The sequence below is a fragment of the Pseudomonas sp. CHM02 genome, from assembly GCF_000612585.1.
Lineage (GTDB): Bacteria > Pseudomonadota > Gammaproteobacteria > Pseudomonadales > Pseudomonadaceae > Aquipseudomonas.
Genome location: NZ_JFCA01000025.1, coordinates 63,586 through 80,052, shown reverse-complemented (window position 1 = coordinate 80,052; position 16,467 = coordinate 63,586). Strand labels below are relative to the sequence as shown.

The 16,467-nt window shown below is 59.5% G+C and carries 19 protein-coding genes; 8 read left to right on the top strand and 11 right to left on the bottom strand.

The annotated features are described in order from the left end of the window. Positions 1 to 18: 18 nt before the first annotated feature. Positions 19 to 627 (bottom strand): hypothetical protein, encoded by a 609-nt coding sequence (locus BM70_RS0116140; protein ID WP_025856974.1) that lies wholly within the window; start codon positions 625 to 627, stop codon positions 19 to 21. A gap of 195 nt (positions 628 to 822) precedes the next feature. Here BM70_RS0116140 and BM70_RS0116135 point away from each other — a divergent pair, with 195 nt between their 5' ends. After that, positions 823 to 1,512, top strand: coding sequence for a VacJ family lipoprotein (locus BM70_RS0116135; RefSeq protein ID WP_025856973.1), 690 nt, complete (start codon positions 823 to 825; stop codon positions 1,510 to 1,512). Positions 1,513 to 1,574: 62 nt separating this feature from the next. Here the strand turns inward: BM70_RS0116135 and BM70_RS0116130 are convergent, their stop codons facing one another. After that, positions 1,575 to 1,871, bottom strand: coding sequence for a PilZ domain-containing protein (locus BM70_RS0116130; protein WP_025856972.1), 297 nt, complete (start codon positions 1,869 to 1,871; stop codon positions 1,575 to 1,577). Positions 1,872 to 2,147: 276 nt separating this feature from the next. Between BM70_RS0116130 and rssB the strand changes: the two genes are divergently transcribed. After that, positions 2,148 to 3,329, top strand: a complete 1,182-nt coding sequence (rssB, locus tag BM70_RS0116125; RefSeq protein WP_025856971.1) for a two-component system response regulator RssB — start codon at positions 2,148 to 2,150, stop codon at positions 3,327 to 3,329. Continuing rightward, the gene (rssC, locus tag BM70_RS0116120) at positions 3,329 to 3,811 is read left to right on the top strand and encodes an anti-sigma factor antagonist RssC (protein WP_003172602.1); all 483 of its coding nucleotides are present in this window, start codon (positions 3,329 to 3,331) and stop codon (positions 3,809 to 3,811) included. Before rssB ends, rssC begins: the two co-directional genes overlap by 1 nt. Before the next feature lie 111 nt (positions 3,812 to 3,922). Here rssC and tal read toward each other — a convergent pair whose 3' ends face one another. From tal to BM70_RS0116100, 4 genes are all read right to left on the bottom strand, one after another. After that, a complete protein-coding gene (gene tal, locus BM70_RS0116115) occupies positions 3,923 to 4,849 on the bottom strand; it encodes a transaldolase (protein ID WP_025856970.1) in 927 nt (308 codons plus the stop codon). A 378-nt stretch (positions 4,850 to 5,227) separates the two neighbouring features. Further along, positions 5,228 to 6,223 carry a tRNA dihydrouridine(20/20a) synthase DusA gene (dusA, locus tag BM70_RS0116110; protein WP_025856969.1) on the bottom strand — a complete coding sequence of 332 codons (996 nt, stop codon included), beginning with the start codon at positions 6,221 to 6,223 and terminating at the stop codon, positions 5,228 to 5,230. 335 nt (positions 6,224 to 6,558) lie between these two features. Continuing rightward, positions 6,559 to 7,221 carry a Wzz/FepE/Etk N-terminal domain-containing protein gene (locus BM70_RS0116105; RefSeq protein ID WP_025856968.1) on the bottom strand — a complete coding sequence of 221 codons (663 nt, stop codon included), beginning with the start codon at positions 7,219 to 7,221 and terminating at the stop codon, positions 6,559 to 6,561. A 197-nt stretch (positions 7,222 to 7,418) separates the two neighbouring features. Continuing rightward, positions 7,419 to 8,606 carry an MFS transporter gene (locus BM70_RS0116100; protein ID WP_025856967.1) on the bottom strand — a complete coding sequence of 396 codons (1,188 nt, stop codon included), beginning with the start codon at positions 8,604 to 8,606 and terminating at the stop codon, positions 7,419 to 7,421. 482 nt (positions 8,607 to 9,088) lie between these two features. Between BM70_RS0116100 and mqo the strand changes: the two genes are divergently transcribed. Continuing rightward, a complete protein-coding gene (gene mqo / locus BM70_RS0116095; RefSeq protein ID WP_025856966.1) occupies positions 9,089 to 10,735 on the top strand; it encodes a malate dehydrogenase (quinone) in 1,647 nt (548 codons plus the stop codon). A gap of 70 nt (positions 10,736 to 10,805) precedes the next feature. Here mqo and BM70_RS0116090 read toward each other — a convergent pair whose 3' ends face one another. Further along, complete coding sequence (locus BM70_RS0116090; protein ID WP_025856965.1) at positions 10,806 to 11,477, bottom strand: NADPH-dependent F420 reductase; 672 nt, start codon at positions 11,475 to 11,477, stop codon at positions 10,806 to 10,808. Between the two features lie 120 nt (positions 11,478 to 11,597). Between BM70_RS0116090 and BM70_RS0116085 the strand changes: the two genes are divergently transcribed. Continuing rightward, a complete protein-coding gene (locus BM70_RS0116085) occupies positions 11,598 to 12,473 on the top strand; it encodes a LysR family transcriptional regulator (protein ID WP_025856964.1) in 876 nt (291 codons plus the stop codon). 4 nt (positions 12,474 to 12,477) lie between these two features. On the opposite strand, the gene BM70_RS0116080 is transcribed toward BM70_RS0116085, so the two are convergent. Beyond that, positions 12,478 to 13,326, bottom strand: a complete 849-nt coding sequence (locus tag BM70_RS0116080) for a LysR substrate-binding domain-containing protein (protein ID WP_025856963.1) — start codon at positions 13,324 to 13,326, stop codon at positions 12,478 to 12,480. 99 nt (positions 13,327 to 13,425) lie between these two features. On the opposite strand from BM70_RS0116080, the gene BM70_RS0116075 reads away from it, so the two are divergent. Both BM70_RS0116075 and BM70_RS0116070 read left to right on the top strand, forming a co-directional pair. Further along, positions 13,426 to 14,325 (top strand): DMT family transporter, encoded by a 900-nt coding sequence (locus tag BM70_RS0116075; protein WP_025856962.1) that lies wholly within the window; start codon positions 13,426 to 13,428, stop codon positions 14,323 to 14,325. 129 nt (positions 14,326 to 14,454) lie between these two features. Further along, a complete protein-coding gene (locus BM70_RS0116070) occupies positions 14,455 to 14,784 on the top strand; it encodes a YXWGXW repeat-containing protein (protein WP_043274284.1) in 330 nt (109 codons plus the stop codon). Between the two features lie 46 nt (positions 14,785 to 14,830). Here BM70_RS0116070 and BM70_RS0116065 read toward each other — a convergent pair whose 3' ends face one another. The 3 genes from BM70_RS0116065 to BM70_RS0116055 form a co-directional block, all read right to left on the bottom strand. Continuing rightward, positions 14,831 to 15,199 (bottom strand): hypothetical protein, encoded by a 369-nt coding sequence (locus tag BM70_RS0116065; RefSeq protein WP_051556770.1) that lies wholly within the window; start codon positions 15,197 to 15,199, stop codon positions 14,831 to 14,833. A gap of 80 nt (positions 15,200 to 15,279) precedes the next feature. Continuing rightward, positions 15,280 to 15,675 carry a PIN domain-containing protein gene (locus BM70_RS0116060; RefSeq protein WP_025856959.1) on the bottom strand — a complete coding sequence of 132 codons (396 nt, stop codon included), beginning with the start codon at positions 15,673 to 15,675 and terminating at the stop codon, positions 15,280 to 15,282. Continuing rightward, positions 15,672 to 15,929 (bottom strand): AbrB/MazE/SpoVT family DNA-binding domain-containing protein, encoded by a 258-nt coding sequence (locus tag BM70_RS0116055; RefSeq protein WP_025856958.1) that lies wholly within the window; start codon positions 15,927 to 15,929, stop codon positions 15,672 to 15,674. The genes BM70_RS0116060 and BM70_RS0116055 overlap by 4 nt, the downstream gene beginning before the upstream one ends. A gap of 145 nt (positions 15,930 to 16,074) precedes the next feature. On the opposite strand from BM70_RS0116055, the gene BM70_RS0116050 reads away from it, so the two are divergent. After that, the gene (locus BM70_RS0116050) at positions 16,075 to 16,467 is read left to right on the top strand and encodes a RidA family protein (protein ID WP_025856957.1); all 393 of its coding nucleotides are present in this window, start codon (positions 16,075 to 16,077) and stop codon (positions 16,465 to 16,467) included.

The window sequence follows — 16,467 nt, the reverse complement described above, 5'->3', positions numbered from 1 at the left end:
GACTGTGCATGATCCGTGTCAGGGCTTCTCGCCTTTGAGCTGGCGCAGGCTGATGTCGGCCAGGCAGGTGCCGAGTTCGCCCAGGTGATCGATCACCGAGTGCACGCCCAGCCCGTACAAGGCGAGAGTGGCCTTGCCGCGCTTTAGCTCGCGCTCCTGTTCGCTCAGCGCGAGCCATTGTTCGGGGGCCATGCCACAGAGTGAGCCGCAGGAAGCCAGGCCGATGGTCCACAACCCGGCATTAAGGCCTGATTGCAGCAGGCGCGGTTCGCCGCTGACCAGCACGCAGCCTTCAAGGCGTTCGATGTTCAGCTCCATCAAGGCTTGCCAGCAGGCGTGGGGGGCGGGCCATCGGATCGACGAGGGGGATGTCGTCTTGACCCAATCGGGCAGCGTGGCGGCCAGAGGCGTGGTGACGGAGGGGGGAAGCTCATCCAGCCAGGCGCAGGGAACGCCTTGCTCCTTGAGGCTGCGCAGGATCTTCAGCGCGCCGGGTGTGGCTTGGGAGTCGGGGGAGGGCGAGTCGGTGCGTGCCCTGGAACCGAAGTCCACCAGGCAGCCACTCAGGCCAAACAGAACGGCAGTCAAGGCGGGGGTGCTGGCGATGGCTATCTCGGCGTGAGGCATGTCGACATCCCTGAAATAGCGCTAACGCTATCGAGTCGGGATGACAAGTCGATGACAGGATTGTTAATTGTAGGAATTTTGTCCATTTTTGGTCAGACGTTTCCTAGTTACTGCCTAATTGGGGACTTCCGTCATATACTGACGGCCTTATTCAGGGCATAGCGCCCATGACAGACCATTCAAGGAGCAAAAGCTATGCGCTGGAGCCACTACTTCGCTCAGCTGTCAGTGTGTGCCACTGTCCTGCTGGCCCCGTTTGCCGCACACGCAGCGTCGGAAGACGATCCGTGGGAAAGCGTCAACCGCCCGATCTTCACCTTCAACGATACGGTTGATACCTACGCCCTCAAGCCATTGGCCCAGGGCTATCAGTTCGTGACCCCGCAATTCGTCCAGGATGGCGTGCACAACTTCTTCCGCAACATCGGCGATGTCGGCAACCTGGCCAACAACGTGCTGCAGCTCAAGCCCCACAATGCCGGTGTCGACACCGCCCGTTTGCTGGTCAACACCACCTTCGGCGTGCTGGGCTTCATTGATGTAGGCACCAAAATGGGGCTGCAACGCAGCGACGAAGACTTCGGCCAGACCCTCGGCTACTGGGGGGTGGGCAGCGGTCCTTACGTGATGCTGCCACTGCTGGGTCCAAGCACTTTGCGTGACGCGCCGTCCAAGTACGTGGACAGCTACACCCAACCGTACCGCTACATGAACGATATCGGCTGGCGCAACAGCACCTTCGGCCTGAACATCGTCGACACCCGTGCCAGCCTGCTCGACAGCGAGAAGTTGATCACCGGTGACAAGTACACCTTTATTCGCAACGCCTACCTGCAGAACCGCGAGTTCAAGGTCAAGGACGGCAAGGTCGTCGACGACTTTTAAGCCGTGACGTTTTGAAATGAAAAAAGGCGACCCTCAGCGGTCGCTTTTTTTGTGCGCGGTTTTCAGCGCATTTTCAGGATCTTAAGGCCCAGGTGCTGATCGTCACCGGTGGCTTTGGCCCAGACCACTTCGGTGTCCGCCTCCAGGCCCTTGAGGGCGGCGTGCTCCGAATCGATGCGTACGGTCAACAGGTCGCCTACGTTGAACTGGCGCGGCGCCTGCACCTGCATGCCGGAGCTGGACAGGTCCACGCAAACCCCAGCGATCTCCTGGCCTGCATGGATCAAAGACACATCGGCATCCACACGCATGCGGATGAAATCGCGTTTTTCGGCGTAGTCGCGCTCGTGTTCGCTCATGGGCTTCATCCTTACTTTGTGTTGTGGTCGTGCCTGTTCTTATAACTCCCGGTGATTTGCGGTGTAAAGACGCCCGGCGACCATCGGCATGAGCTTGAAACCCCTCACGGATGGGAGTACCGTCTGCGCCTTAGAAGGGCACCTCTGCTTTACCTTTGTGCATGGGCAAAATCCCATTGCTTTGTAGGACAGAGAGGCTAGAAAGCGAATCCAGTACGTGAGCCCGGCCATTGCCGAGCCGCCTACGCCAACCTAATTCTGGCGCCGTTTGCCCACATGCAAAAAACCAGTGCCACGCTGCTGATAATCGATGACGACGAAGTAGTGCGCGCGAGCCTTGCGGCCTATTTGGAAGACAGTGGCTTCAGCGTCCTGCAGGCCAGCAATGGCCAACAGGGTCTCCAGGTGTTCGAGCGCGACCAGCCCGACCTAGTGATCTGCGACCTGCGCATGCCCCAGATGGGCGGCCTGGAGCTGATTCGCCAGGTGACCGAGCGTGCCCCACAGACGCCGGTGATTGTCGTGTCCGGTGCCGGCGTGATGAACGATGCCGTCGAGGCTTTGCGCCTGGGCGCTGCCGACTACCTGATCAAGCCCCTGGAAGACTTGGCCGTGCTGGAGCATTCGGTGCGTCGTGCGCTGGACCGTGCCCGCCTGCTGGTCGAAAACCAGCGCTACCGCGAAAAGCTCGAAACCGCCAACCGCGAACTCGAAGCCAGCTTGAACCTGCTCCAGGAAGACCAGAACGCCGGTCGCCAGGTGCAGATGAACATGCTGCCGGTCAGCCCGTGGACCATCGACGAATTCAAGTTTGCGCACCAGATCATCCCGTCGCTGTACCTGTCGGGTGACTTTGTCGACTACTTCCGCGTTGACGAGCGGCGTGTCGCGTTCTACCTGGCCGATGTTTCCGGCCACGGTGCTTCCTCTGCTTTTGTCACCGTGTTGTTGAAGTTCATGACCACACGGTTGTTGTTCGAATCCAAGCGCAACGGCACCTTGCCGGAGTTCACTCCCTCCGAGGTGCTGGGCCACATCAACCGAGGCCTGATCAGCTGCAAGCTGGGCAAGCACGTGACGATGGTCGGCGGCGTTATCGATGAAGAAACCGGTCTTTTGACCTACAGCATCGGCGGTCACTTGCCGATGCCGGTTTTATACACTCCAGACAGTGTGCGTTACCTGGAAGGGCGTGGTCTGCCGGTGGGTTTGTTCAATGAAGCCACCTACGAAGACCACATCCTGGAGCTGCCGCCGACCTTCAGCCTGACGCTGATGTCCGACGGCATCCTGGACCTTCTTCCAGAGCCTACACTCAAAGAGAAAGAAGCCGCCTTGCCCCAAAAGGTCAAGTCGGCGGGCGGCAGCCTGGATGGCCTGCGGCAGGTTTTTGGATTGGCCACGCTGGGGGAGATGCCGGATGATATCGCCCTATTGGTGTTGAGCAGGAATCTTTGATGAGTACCGGAAGAATCCAATTCGCCGAGCAAGACGGGACCTTCGTCCTGAAGTTTGTCGGTGAAGTGCGCCTGACCTTGTGTTCGGCGCTGGATGCGACGATTGAGCGGATCTTCACAGCGCTGAACTTCTCGGCGATCGTGATCGATCTGACCGAAACCCGCAGCATCGATAGCACCACATTGGGCCTTTTGGCCAAGTTGTCCATTCTGTCTCGGCAGAAGGTTGGCCTGTTGCCGACTGTCGTCACCACCCACGAAGACATCACCCGTCTGTTGCAGTCCATGGGCTTCGACCAGGTGTTCAACATCGTTGACCGCCCGATCCCGTGCCCGGAGTGCCTGACCGACCTGCCTTCGCAAGACCAGTCCGAAGAAGTGGTGCGGGTCAAGGTACTGGAAGCGCACAAGATCCTGATGGGCCTCAACGAGTCCAACCGCGAAGCCTTCCACGACCTCGTCAACGCCCTCGAACGCCACTGACGAAACGCTACCGCTATGTAGGAGCTGGCTTGCCAGCGATGGCGTCAGTCCAGGCAGCATAAAAAAGGGCGGAACCCTCACAGGTTCCGCCCTTTTTGCAGTCGCTGCCTTTTACAGCTTGGCCGACAGCAGCGCCTCCAGCTTCTCCTGGTCGCGAGCAAACTGACGAATACCTTCCGCCAGTTTCTCAGTCGCCATCGCATCCTCGTTGGACTCCCAGCGGAACTGCGCTTCAGTCAGATGCACACGGGCTTCGCCTGCATGGCCCGGCGACAGCTTGCGCTCCAGCTTGCCTTCATCCGCCGCCAGCTTCTCCAGCAGGTCCGGGCTGATGGTCAGGCGATCACACCCAGCCAGCTCTTCGATCTGGCTCAGGTTGCGGAAGCTCGCACCCATCACCACGGTCTTGTAGCCGTTGGCCTTGTAGTAGTTGTAGATGCGCGTTACCGACTGCACGCCCGGGTCTTCAGCACCGGTGTAGTCGTTGCCGTTGGCTTTCTTGTACCAATCGTAGATACGGCCCACGAATGGTGAGATCAGGAACACGCCGGCTTCGGCGCAGGCAACGGCCTGGGCAAAGGAGAACAGCAGGGTCAGGTTGGTCTGGATGCCTTCTTTTTCCAGCTGTTCAGCGGCGCGAATGCCTTCCCACGTGGAAGCGATCTTGATCAGCACGCGGTCACGGCCAACGCCGGCTTTGTCGTACAGGTCGATCAGACGGTGCGCGCGCTTGAGTACGGCGTCAGTGTCGAACGACAGGCGGGCATCCACTTCGGTGGAAATACGGCCCGGCACCACTTTGAGAATTTCTTGACCTACTGCCACCGCAAAGCGGTCGCTGGCCAGGCCCACGTCGCCGTTGCAGTCCTTCACGGCCTCATCCAGCAACTGGGCATAGGCTGGGATCGAAGCGGCCTTGAGCAGCAGGGAAGGGTTGGTGGTGGCGTCTTGCGGCTTGAGCTTGGCGAGGGTGGAGAAATCGCCGGTATCGGCTACGACGGTGGTGAATTGCTTGAGTTGTTCCAGCTTGGAAGTCATGGGCGTGCTCTGTCCTGTGGGTCTGATGACATTACCCGAGCGCCGGCAGGCGCTCAAGGGCGCAAATGCGTTCGATCGTTTGCGAGGGCAACAACCTGAAAACGGCCGTTTGAAAGACCGGCCTTGGTGTTAAATAGGAGGCCAAAACCGCCAGCAGGTTCAACCCAAGTTCCCCTAACCAACGCGGCCCCCTGTAGGCGCTGGCTTCTTGTGGTGAGCAGGCTTGCCCTGCGTTGGGCTGCGAAGCGGCCCCAGTAAGGCGATGAGGTTTTTCAGTGAGAACGCCGTCGTAGTTATTAGGGCCGCTGCGCGCCCCAACGCAGGGCAAGCCTGCTCGCCACAACAGCCCGGCCACCGACCGCCCCCTGACACCCAACCTCAGCGCCCCTCCAACAACTCTCCCGCCTGATCCAGCAACGCCAACGGATCACTCGCCTTGTGAATATCCACCGACAACAACTGCCTGAACTTGCGCGCTCCCGGAAAACCGGTGCCCAGCCCCAGAATATGCCGAGTGACATGGTGCATCGAACCGCCGGTCGCCAAATGCTGCGCAATATAAGGCCGCAACTGCACCAACGCCTCCGCCCGACTGATCACCGGCGCCTCACTGCCAAACAACTGCTGATCCACCTCCGCCAGCAAATACGGATTGTGATAAGCCTCGCGACCCAGCATCACTCCATCAAACGTCTGCAAATGCGCATGGCACTGCTCCAGCGTCTTGATGCCGCCGTTGAGAATGAACTCCAGCCCGGGGAAATCCCGCTTCAACTGTGCCGCCACGTCATAACGCAACGGCGGAATGTCGCGATTCTCCTTCGGCGACAACCCTTCCAGAATCGCAATCCGCGCATGCACCGTAAAACTGGTGCATCCCGCGTCCTTCACCGTCCCGACGAAATCACACAACTCGGCATAACTGTCCCGCCCATTGATCCCGATGCGATGCTTCACCGTCACCGGAATCGACACCGCATCGCGCATCGCCTTCACGCAATCCGCCACCAGGGCAGGGTGAGCCATCAGGATCGCGCCGATCATGTTGTTCTGCACCCGGTCGCTGGGGCAGCCGACGTTCAGGTTCACCTCGTCATAACCGGCGGCCTCGGCCATGCGCGCGCAGGCGGCCAGATCGGCGGGAACACTGCCGCCCAGTTGTAAGGCAAGCGGGTGCTCGGCTTCGTTATGGCGCAGGAAACGGTCGTGGTCACCGTGGAGGATGGCGCCGGTGGTGACCATCTCGGTGTAGAGCAGAGCGTGCTTGGAGAGCAGACGCAGGAAGAACCGGCAGTGGCGGTCGGTCCAATCCATCATCGGGGCGACCGAGAAGCGGCGGGAGAGAGGTTGCTGTGAAGCGCTGATCAGGGGCATTGGACAATCTGAGTGGGCAAGGCAGAGGGCGCAAGTTTATCAGGAATAAAGACACAGGATTCATGCTCAGCCACCCTCCGCTGATGAGACGACTTCAATCTCGACTTTCGGCGTTGACAAACCCGGCGGTGAAGGGCACGTGCGTGTTGTGTTCAGCAAAGAATTACCGTGAAAAAAGGCGGACATGGTGCAATAATGGCTCTAGGCCATTATTTTGCTTTATAAAAGTATTCTTGATGAAAACAACATTTTCCGCGAAATTGTTTATTGTTTTTATTGCTTCCCTGCTGGTCTGCGCTATTTATCTACTGATTGAAGAACTGCTATAGCGGCGCTCACGCTCCATTCGACTGTTTGTATTGTCGAATAAAAAACCTGCCGAGCACAAAGGCACTTCCTAGAATAAGCCCCATAAAAGCCCCTAGAAATGCAAACTTCTTGGCGCTCTTGATGGTGGACGTTTTTACTTCATCCAACGTGTTAAATGCTTTTAATGTATTGCCTGCTGCCAATGCCGGAAGGTTAAGTTCGATGGCTTTGGTGTTGGCGGTTTCCATTGCGGACTTCAGCGCAGAGGAAGCCAATGCTGCCGTGGTCGCAGTGGTAGAGGCGATATAAAGGACGGGCTCATTTGCACTTTGTTTGGGGGGGGGTTCTTTCAACGTAACGGATTGGGCAGCCATGACGCCCATGGCGGAATAGAAAATATCGTTTTGGATCGTTCTGTACAGCTTGGTCTCCAGCGACAGTGGGCTGGCCGTGGCTGGTGCGTCTTTTTCATTGACCTCTTTATATAGACTGTACAGTGACGGTTTAGTGATGTATGTGCTGGCGGTCCACTGTTCAGGCGTCGACACGTAGAGGGCCAACGAAGCGACTGTGCCCACGATGGCTGTTGCGATAATCGTTATCTTACTTTTCCACAACGCTTGAACAAGAGGAATCAAATCAATTTCATCATCGGTGGAACGGGCTTTAGTGTTTGTTGGACTGCTCACAAAAAAATCCTTTATTTGCGTTCTCGAATTGTAGAGAAAAAAACACAATACGCCCACGCAATAGTGCGATGGGCGTTAAATGCGAATGGTTCTTGTCCGTCAGATTCGGAGCTTCTATATAACCTAGCGTTTCCAGATATCCACACCCTGCGAACATAGGATCAGCTCTACTACACAATCGTTCAAACGCCTGCGGCTTAATGCCCTCCCTGCATCCGTCTCGCCACGAGATAAATACCCAGACCGACCAACGCCGTAACCGCGCCGATATACCCAGTGCTGGTCCAGCCATACCCGGCTGTAATCGCCATCCCGCCAAACCACGGCCCCAGCGCGTTCGCCAGGTTGAACGCGGCGTGGTTGGACGCCGCCGCCAAACTCGGTGCTTCATGGGCAATGTCCATCAGGCGGATCTGCAACGGCGCAGCCAAGGCCACCATGGTGCCGACCAAGCCCATGCTCAGCAGCACGCCCCACAGTGAAGGCGCTGCGAAGGGGAAGAACAGCAACACGGCCATCGACCACACCAATATCAGGCCAACCGCGCGGAACTGCATACGATCAAACAACTTGCCGCCGGCGATGTTGCCGATGATGCCGCCCACACCAAACGCCGCGAGGCCGAAGGGAATCCACTGCGGCGATACTTTGGTCACTTCGAGCATGGTCGGCGCCAGGTAGCTGAATACGCAGAACATTCCGGCAAAACCAATCGCGCCAATGGACAGCGCCATCCACACCTGCGGCTTGGTGAAGGCGCGCAGTTCCTTGCGCGGGTCGCTGCGTTGTTCGTCGTGGCGATGGGGCACGAATTGCCAGACCAGTGCGATTGTGCACAGGGCAATCACGCTGACCAGTGCAAACGCCGAGCGCCAGCCCAGGTGTTGGCCGAGGAAGGTGGCGATGGGGTTGCCGAGCAGCATGGCCAGGGTCAGGCCCATCATCACTCGCGCTACGGCGCCGGCGCGTTTGTCGTTGGGCACCATGCTGGACGCGACGACAGCGGCGATGCCGAAATAGGCGCCATGGGGCAGGCCGCTGATGAAGCGGAAGGCGACCAGTGAGCCAAACGTCGGGGTGAAGGCGGTGGCGAGGTTGCCCAGGGCATACAGCCCCATCAGCAACAGCAGCATGTGTTTGCGCAGCAACTTGGCGCCGAGGATGGCCAGCAGCGGGGCGCCGACCATCACGCCCAACGCGTAGGCGCTGATCGCGTGGCCGACCTGGGGTTCGCTTAACCCCAGGTTCTGGGCGATGTCGGGCATCAGGCCCATGATGGCGAATTCGCCGGTGCCGATCGCGAAAGCGCCCACGGCCATGGCAGCTTCCATTTTGGCGGCGCTGCGCGCGGGCAGTACATGCCCGGGTGTTTGGTGGATAGACATGGATCGCTCTGTGTTGAAGGGTGGTACGAAGGAGAGCCGCCGATGCTACGCAAGCAGCGGCGAAGCTGTCTAGAACAGCCTTTTGCCTGAGAGTTCCTGGCCTGTGACCCCACGTCGCGCCTGCCACGCTTGACATCGAAGCGTTAAAACCCGCGATTTAGAGCTGTCAATTGGCCAAACGGCGCATAAACGCCGTTTGCCGTGATATTCTGCGCGCCGTCTTGGTCTAGTCTTTCTCTGGCGCGTACATCCGTATACGTCCCAGCGATTGGCTCTCGCCCAGGTAGCTGAAGCCAATAATGATAAGAAGTCAGCGCAGAAGGGACATAAAAGTGAGGTCGATACATCGGCCTTGTGTGCCCACCCTGCGGTCCTCGAGTGAATGTGCGAACCCCGCGGTGCGTTGCCTGGCGCAGCGTGATGGAGGGTTGCCCATGATCAGGGGCGGTAGGGCGGATGGCGTTTTATCATAGGTGCTACTGATGTTTAAAAAAGTAAACACTGCCCTGCTGGGGCTGGCTTTGTCGCTGGGGATCAGCTCCGCTCACGCGGAAGAGGCAAAGAAAGTCGATGTGCTGCTGATCGGCGGCGGCATCATGAGTGCGACCCTGGGTGTCTGGCTCAATGAGCTGGAGCCGGGCTGGTCGATGGAGATGGTCGAGCGCCTCGATGGCGTGGCCGAAGAAAGCTCCAACGGCTGGAACAACGCCGGTACCGGTCACTCGGCCCTGGCTGAGCTGAACTACACCCCGGAAGACAAGAACGGCAACGTTGAGATCCCGAAAGCGGTCGAGATCAACGAAGCGTTCCAGATCTCCCGTCAGTTCTGGTCCTGGCAGGTCCAGCAGGGCGTGCTGAAGAACCCGCGTTCGTTCATCAACTCCACACCGCACATGAGCTTTGTGTGGGGCGATGACAACATCAAGTTCCTGAAGAAACGCTACGAAGCCCTGCAAGCGAGCCCGCTGTTCGCCGGCATGCAGTACTCCGAAGACCCGGCGCAAATCGCCAAGTGGGTTCCGCTGATGATGGAAGGGCGTGACCCGAACCAGAAAATCGCGGCCACCTGGACCCCGATCGGCACCGACGTGAACTTCGGCGAGATCACCCGTCAGTTCGTCGCTCACCTGCAAACGACGCCTAAGTTCGACCTGAAACTGTCGAGCGAAGTGCAGGACATCACCAAGAACGCCGACGGTTCGTGGCGTGTGAGCTACAAAAACCTGAAAGACGGCACCAAGACTGAAACCGACGCCAAGTTCGTGTTCATCGGCGCCGGTGGCGGTGCACTGCACCTGCTGCAAAAGTCGGGCATTCCTGAAGCCAAGGAATACGCTGGCTTCCCGGTAGGTGGTTCGTTCCTGGTGACCGATAACCCGACCATCGCCGAACAGCACCTGGCCAAGGCCTACGGTAAAGCTTCGGTTGGCGCCCCGCCGATGTCGGTTCCGCACCTGGACACCCGCGTGCTGGATGGCAAGCGCGTGATCCTGTTTGGCCCGTTCGCCACCTTCTCGACCAAGTTCCTGAAAGAAGGCTCGTACCTGGACCTGCTGACCAGCACCACCACCCACAACATCTGGCCAATGACCAAAGTCGGTATTCGTGAATACCCACTGGTCGAGTACCTCGCCGGCCAACTGATGCTGTCGGACGACGATCGCTTCAAGGCGCTGCAAGAGTACTTCCCGAACGCCAAGCAATCCGACTGGCGCCTGTGGCAAGCCGGTCAGCGCGTGCAGATCATCAAGCGTGACGAAGAGCAGGGCGGCGTCCTGAAACTCGGTACCGAAGTGGTCAGCTCCGCCGACAACACCATCGCTGGCCTGCTGGGTGCATCGCCAGGCGCGTCCACCGCGGCTCCAATCATGCTGACCGTGCTGCAGAAAGTGTTCAAGGACAAAGTGGCGACCCCTGAGTGGCAGACCAAGCTGCACCAGATCGTACCGAGCTACGGCACCAAGCTGAACGACAGCCCTGAAGCTGTTGCCAAGGAATGGGCCTACACCGCCGGTATCCTGCAACTGACGCCGCCACCTGCGATCCCGCAAGTGACTGCGCCAAAGGCAACCGAGGCTGCCAAGCCTGCGGCTGAACCGAGCAAGCCGGCTTCCGACCTGGCGCTGTAAGCCCAGTATCGAGCCGATGTGAAAAGCCCGCTGAACCGGTGACGGTCAGCGGGCTTTTTTTGGCTGGTGTTTAAGCGCAGGTGTGCTCGCGGTCGACCGGAGGCAGCTCGACCGTGCGCTCGGCTGCTTGCAGGGCAGCCTTCAGCCGAGGCTGGTCCAGTGCCACGCAATACGCTGGCTTGGCCCGCTCGAACCGCCAGCTTTCATCCAGGCTGCCGGCATCTACGGCGTCGAAGCCCAGCTCGTCGAGCAGGCCGATCACCTGCGCCTTGGCGACCGCATCGTCGCCGGCCACCGGTAATGCGCGGCGGTCAGGTGCGCCGTGGGGGCGGGCATCATCGGTCAGGTCGGTGGCGAAAATCGCGTTGAACACCTTGACCACCGTTGAATGGGCGAAATGTTCGGCGAGCAGTCGGCTGGTGGTGGTTTCAAAACGATCCAGCACGGGGAAATGCCCGTCGCGCTCCGGGTAATAGTTGTTGGCATCCAGCACGGTCTTGCCTGCCAGCCACTGCGCCGGGACGCTGCGGTAATGTTCAAACGGAATCGCCACCAGCACCACGTCACCAAACTGCGCAGCGTCTTCTGCGCTGCCCACTTTGACGCCGCGTATGCCGCTGACCACGCTGCTCATGGTCTGCGGGCCACGGGAGTTGCTCAACATCACTTCATGCCCGGCCGCCAGCGCCAACTGTGCGACGGCACGCCCGATGAAACCTGCTCCAATCACGCCGATCTTCATGGCCTTGCTCCTGGGAAGTCATAGAGCCGTTATGATGATTGGCAACCAATTGGTGATAAATGAGCATTCCGGCATGGGTGTTGTTACTGGGAGTAGGGAGTGATGGATCGTCTTTCAAGCATGAGCGCCTTCGTGATGGCCGCCGAGTTGGGCTCATATGCGCGCGCCGCCGAGCGCTTGAACATGTCGGCGCAAATGGTCGCCAAGCATGTTGCCGCGCTGGAGCAACGCCTCGGCGCTCGTTTGCTTAACCGCACCACACGTCGGCAGAGCCTGACGGAGTTAGGGAGCGCGTACTACGAGCGTTGCAAGCACATCCTGACAGAGGCCGAGGCTGCTGATTCGCTCGCCCAGATCATGAATGACACGCCGCGTGGCAAGCTGAAAGTCACGGCCCCGGTGACCTTCGGTTCCTACAGCCTGATGCCGCTGATTACCGCATTTTTGCGCGACAACCCGGATGTGGAAATCGACCTGCACCTGACGGATCGTTTTGTCGACCTGGTGGAAGAAGGCTATGAAGCAGCCTTCCGGATCGGCCCCTTGGCAACCACCGGCTTTACCGCCCGGCCCTTGGCGCCTTATCGCCTGGTGGTCTGCGCGTCACCTGCGTACCTGGCGGCGCGGGGCACGCCGCATCTGCCGGCAGACCTCGAGCAGCATGAATGCCTGGGCTATGCCTTCTGGTCACGCCCGGCGGATCGCGAATGGGTCTTCCATCAAGGTGCGTCCGCTCACAAAGTGCAGGTCGCCAGCCGTCTTCAGATCAACGAAAGCAGGGCGCTTATGTCGGCTGCACTGGATGGGTTCGGCATCGTTCTCGGTCCCGAAGACTTCCTGCGCACGGCGTTGGCCAGCGGCGAGTTGGTGCGGGTGCTCCCGGCGTTTGACGCGCCGAGCCGGCCGATGCATCTGGTCTACACCGCAAATCGGCAACGCACCGCCAAGCTGCGACGCTTTGTGGAAGCGGTGCTGATGCGCTTCGGCCCTGCTTGAGCGCTCAGATGTGGAAGCCCTGTTTAACTTGTTCATACAGGTGCAGGGCCAGGGCGTTGCTGCTGTCGCACAGCAGGTAAAGATGATGCACCGGCAGCGGGGGAAGCTCGACCCCCGCTATCACCTGTGTCAGCCCTGTGCCCATGCGACTTTCCTCAATCAATCCCACCGCCACACCGCTGCGGATGCACGCTTCGACAGCTGTTGAGTTGGGACTTTCCAACAGTACCCGGTGGTAAATCCCGTGCTCTTTCAGCACTTGCAAGGCCGCCGCGCGGTAAGAGCAGCCGGCGATGGGCACGGTGATGGGCAATGGCGCATTCGGCGGGAAGCTGAAGCCCTCGGCTGCGACCCACAGCGGCTGCACTGGCCCCAGACGTTCGCCCTGTGCCAGCGGATGCGCGCTGACGGTGATTGCCAGGTCCAACTGATTCGCCATGAACAGGTTCAGCAGTTCACCACTGGTGCGCGCTTCCACTTCGAATTCCAGCAGCGGATTGTCGGCGATCAGTCGGGGCAGGAATTCCTGGATGAAGGCGGGCGCATAGGTGTCCGGCACGCCCAGGCGGATCTTGCCCTGCATGCGTTGGGGCATCAGTGAAATCAGAAGGCGGTCATGGCTCTTGAGAAACTCGGTGGTTTCGCCCAGCAGTTTCTTGCCGTAGAGCGTCAACTCCACGCCCTGGTTGCTGCGGCTGAACAGGCGTTGGCCGATCTGGTCTTCGAGCTTCTGTATGTGCGTCGTCACGGTGGACGCGCTGCGGTGCACATGCTCGGCCGCTTCGTTGAAGCGCCCGAAGCGCGCCACGGCGTGGAAGGTGCGTAACAGGTCGATATTCAGTTGTCTGGCCATGATTCCACTATTGCGAATTGATGGTGCGGCTTATTCAAATATACAGAATCATGTGCGGCCCGTAGCCTTTCAGTCAACTTGGACCGACGGGCAGGCATCATGACGCGATCAACTTTAAAACGGCTGCTGTTACAGGCAGCGTTTGTGCTGTCATGGAGCTCTGGCTATATCGGCGCCAAATTGGGGACGCAGGGGGGTGATGCTTTTAACCTGCTGTTCTGGCGCTTCCTGCTGGTCTCGGTGTGCCTGGGACTGTTCTTGAACATCAGGCTGTCGAAGGTGTCATGGGCGCAGGTTCGCCATTACGCCGTCATCGGGTTTCTCTCGCAGTTCCTGTACCTGAGTTGTCTCTACGTCGCGATCCAGAATGGCTTGCCGCCCGGTATTGCAGCGATCATCGCGGCGCTGCAACCGTTGATGACGGCCGCGCTGTCGACCGGCAGCACGACTGAGCGCAGTGGCGGCTGGCAGTGGGGCGGGCTGATGATCAGCTTCGTTGGCGTTTCTATCGTGATTGCCGGGCAGTACGGCAGCGGCGGAGGTAGCGTCAGCCTGGTCATGTACCTGTTGCCATTGGCCGCGGCGCTGGGGCTGACACTGGCGACCCTGTACGAGCGTCGCACTGTGCAACGCGAGGATGCAGGCTTGGTGTTGCCGCTGTTCATCCAGTCACTGCTGACCCTGATCGGCTTTACCGGCGCGGTGCTCTACACCGACACACTGAGTATTCCCCATGACCCTGACCTGTTGATCTCGATTGTCTGGCTCACGGTGTTCTCGACCTTCGTCGCCTATTTGAGCCTCTGGATGCTGCTGCGCGTGATGACTGCGACCCATGTGGCGGCGCTGGTCTACCTGGAGCCGCCAGTCACCCTGGTGTGGGCGGCGCTGATGTTTGGCGATGTGATTCATGCCTCGACCTACGCCGGCATTGGCGTGGTGGTTGCCGGGCTGCTGCTGGTACGCCTGAAGCGACCGACCGTCGCGTGCACGTCGTGAGGGCTGCGGGTTCAGCAAGCTGACAGACACCACCTGTTAAAAATACCCACAGCCAAGCAGGAGCGAGGCTGCAACAAGGGGGCATTTTTAGCGGTGCAGGTACTGGGCGTCAGCGTCCGAGGGTTTTTTATGTTGCTACGTTATGCAGCATTGGCGGCCATGGTCGTCGCGGCATCCGGGTGTGTGCAAGAGCGCGTCGTGCATGAGCGCAGGCCGGTGCAACGTGAGTATGTCGAGGTCGTGGCGCCACAACCGCCACCGGTGCAAGTGATCGAAGTCGAGCCGCCGGTGCGCTACGGCTATATATGGTCACGCGGGTACTGGCGCTGGGAAGGCGGTCGCTATGTCGCGGTCCACGGCCATTGGGAGCCGGTGCGCGAGGGCTATCGCTATGTGCATCCGCATTGGGTGCAGCGTAATGATGGGTACCACTGGCAGGGGGGCGGCTGGGTTCGCTGAGCCAGGCAGCGCTGCTGTAGGAGCAAGCTCGCTCCTGCATAAAGTGTCAGATCGGCTTCTGGGTGCCTAGCAGCCGAACCTCGCGCAGCAGCGCCGCACCGAGTTGATCGGTGTTCAATTCCCTGTAGCCCACCGCCTTGATCTCGCCGTTCTCCTCCGCCTGGATGAGGATCACCGGGGTTTCCTTGCCCGTGGTTTCGTCGACGTGCATGGCGTATTGGGGAATATCCAGCTTGATCGGTGTGCCCGCCGCCTGACCTTTCACATTGATCAGGAATGCCGCGCAACCGGTATCCACATCTGCACTGGTGGCGGAGCGGCCGCTGACGAAGCAGGTTTTCGGCAGGTCTGGCCAGGTGATGGTGTCGGCCAGGGCGGGTGTGGAGGCCGTGGCCAGGGCTGCGAGTAGAAACATGCGCACGTCAGTCTTTCTCTCGATCAAGAAGGTTGGAAGCGTTTTTTACCAAAGCCCGTCCGCTGTCGCAACGCAGCGGTTCAGGCCAGCCGCTTCATGCCCGTTGTCTTGATCGCGTTGAGGTCGAAGGTGGCCGTGTACTTGCAGCCGGCGGCATGTGCGCAGCGCTCGATCAGGCAGTCTGCGAAGTCAGCCTTGTTCGCCATGAACTTGCGCAGCGCCTGCCAGATAAGCTCGGCATGCTCCAGGGTCAGTTCGCGGGTGCGTAGCAGGGTTTCCAGCACCGTCACCACATCGCTCTTGGCCGACTGGTAGCAACTCTGCAGCACCCAGACCAACTCCACGATGGAAACCATGCTGACAAAGCCTGGCGAGGCGGTGGTCAGCGATTCGATCAGCTCGGACGCCTTGGCTGATTGAACCGGATCATCCTGGGTGACGTAGCGCACCAGCACATTGGTATCCAGTCCGATCATCCTGCTTTTACTCCTCGCGCTGCGATGGCCAGGTTCATCTCCTCGATGGAGACAGCCTCGGCAGGTTGGCGGATCAGCCCCTTGAGGTCATGCACTGTTTTGCTGGCGGCAATGATGGAAAACTGTCCATCTTCCATTTCTACGAACTCAACCCGGTCGCCTGTTTCCAGGCCAAGGGCTGTCCTGACTTGGACAGGAATGGTTATTTGACCTTTCGAGGTCAGAGTGGCGGTCGCCATAGTGAAGATCTCCATCGGGATATTCCTTACCTTAGGGTAAGGAATGACAGAGGACAATATCCGTTGGTCCATAGGTCACTCATCTGGTCTGGGTTAGTCGGAACAGGTAAAACACTCGTCCGAACTGTCCTCGCCCGCAGGGTTTAAAGAGATACAAACCATGACCGACCGCCACCTCATCATCCCTCCCGCCATGCACCCCATCGTCGAGCGCGCCGGCTACGTGCCCGCGGTCAAAGTCGGCAAGACTCTATATTGCGCAGGGCAGGTCGGGCGTACGCCTGGATTGGCTGTTATCGAGGACCCCGAGGCGCAATTCGTCGCGGCCTGGGAGAATCTGCGGCAGGTCCTGGAAGAGGGCGGCTGCACCTTCGATGACGTAGTGGACATGACCACCTACCACGTCAATATGAGCCAGCACATGGCGGTTTTCCGCGAAGTGAAAAACCGCCTGTTTCCACGCGGGCATTGCGCCTGGACCACGATCGGGGTGTCTGAACTGGCACACCCCGGCCTGCTGGTGGAAATCAAATGTGTGGCGGTACAACGCTAA

Coding starts and splice junctions, on each gene's coding strand:
- BM70_RS0116140 (WP_025856974.1), bottom strand. CDS start 627: ATGCCTCACGCCGAGATAGCCATCGCCAGCACCCCCGCCTTGACTGCC.
- BM70_RS0116135 (WP_025856973.1), top strand. CDS start 823: ATGCGCTGGAGCCACTACTTCGCTCAGCTGTCAGTGTGTGCCACTGTC.
- BM70_RS0116130 (WP_025856972.1), bottom strand. CDS start 1,871: ATGAGCGAACACGAGCGCGACTACGCCGAAAAACGCGATTTCATCCGC.
- rssB (WP_025856971.1), top strand. CDS start 2,148: ATGCAAAAAACCAGTGCCACGCTGCTGATAATCGATGACGACGAAGTA.
- rssC (WP_003172602.1), top strand. CDS start 3,329: ATGAGTACCGGAAGAATCCAATTCGCCGAGCAAGACGGGACCTTCGTC.
- tal (WP_025856970.1), bottom strand. CDS start 4,849: ATGACTTCCAAGCTGGAACAACTCAAGCAATTCACCACCGTCGTAGCC.
- dusA (WP_025856969.1), bottom strand. CDS start 6,223: ATGCCCCTGATCAGCGCTTCACAGCAACCTCTCTCCCGCCGCTTCTCG.
- BM70_RS0116100 (WP_025856967.1), bottom strand. CDS start 8,606: ATGTCTATCCACCAAACACCCGGGCATGTACTGCCCGCGCGCAGCGCC.
- mqo (WP_025856966.1), top strand. CDS start 9,089: ATGTTTAAAAAAGTAAACACTGCCCTGCTGGGGCTGGCTTTGTCGCTG.
- BM70_RS0116090 (WP_025856965.1), bottom strand. CDS start 11,477: ATGAAGATCGGCGTGATTGGAGCAGGTTTCATCGGGCGTGCCGTCGCA.
- BM70_RS0116085 (WP_025856964.1), top strand. CDS start 11,598: ATGAGCGCCTTCGTGATGGCCGCCGAGTTGGGCTCATATGCGCGCGCC.
- BM70_RS0116080 (WP_025856963.1), bottom strand. CDS start 13,326: ATGGCCAGACAACTGAATATCGACCTGTTACGCACCTTCCACGCCGTG.
- BM70_RS0116075 (WP_025856962.1), top strand. CDS start 13,426: ATGACGCGATCAACTTTAAAACGGCTGCTGTTACAGGCAGCGTTTGTG.
- BM70_RS0116070 (WP_043274284.1), top strand. CDS start 14,455: ATGTTGCTACGTTATGCAGCATTGGCGGCCATGGTCGTCGCGGCATCC.
- BM70_RS0116065 (WP_051556770.1), bottom strand. CDS start 15,199: ATGTTTCTACTCGCAGCCCTGGCCACGGCCTCCACACCCGCCCTGGCC.
- BM70_RS0116060 (WP_025856959.1), bottom strand. CDS start 15,675: ATGATCGGACTGGATACCAATGTGCTGGTGCGCTACGTCACCCAGGAT.
- BM70_RS0116055 (WP_025856958.1), bottom strand. CDS start 15,929: ATGGAGATCTTCACTATGGCGACCGCCACTCTGACCTCGAAAGGTCAA.
- BM70_RS0116050 (WP_025856957.1), top strand. CDS start 16,075: ATGACCGACCGCCACCTCATCATCCCTCCCGCCATGCACCCCATCGTC.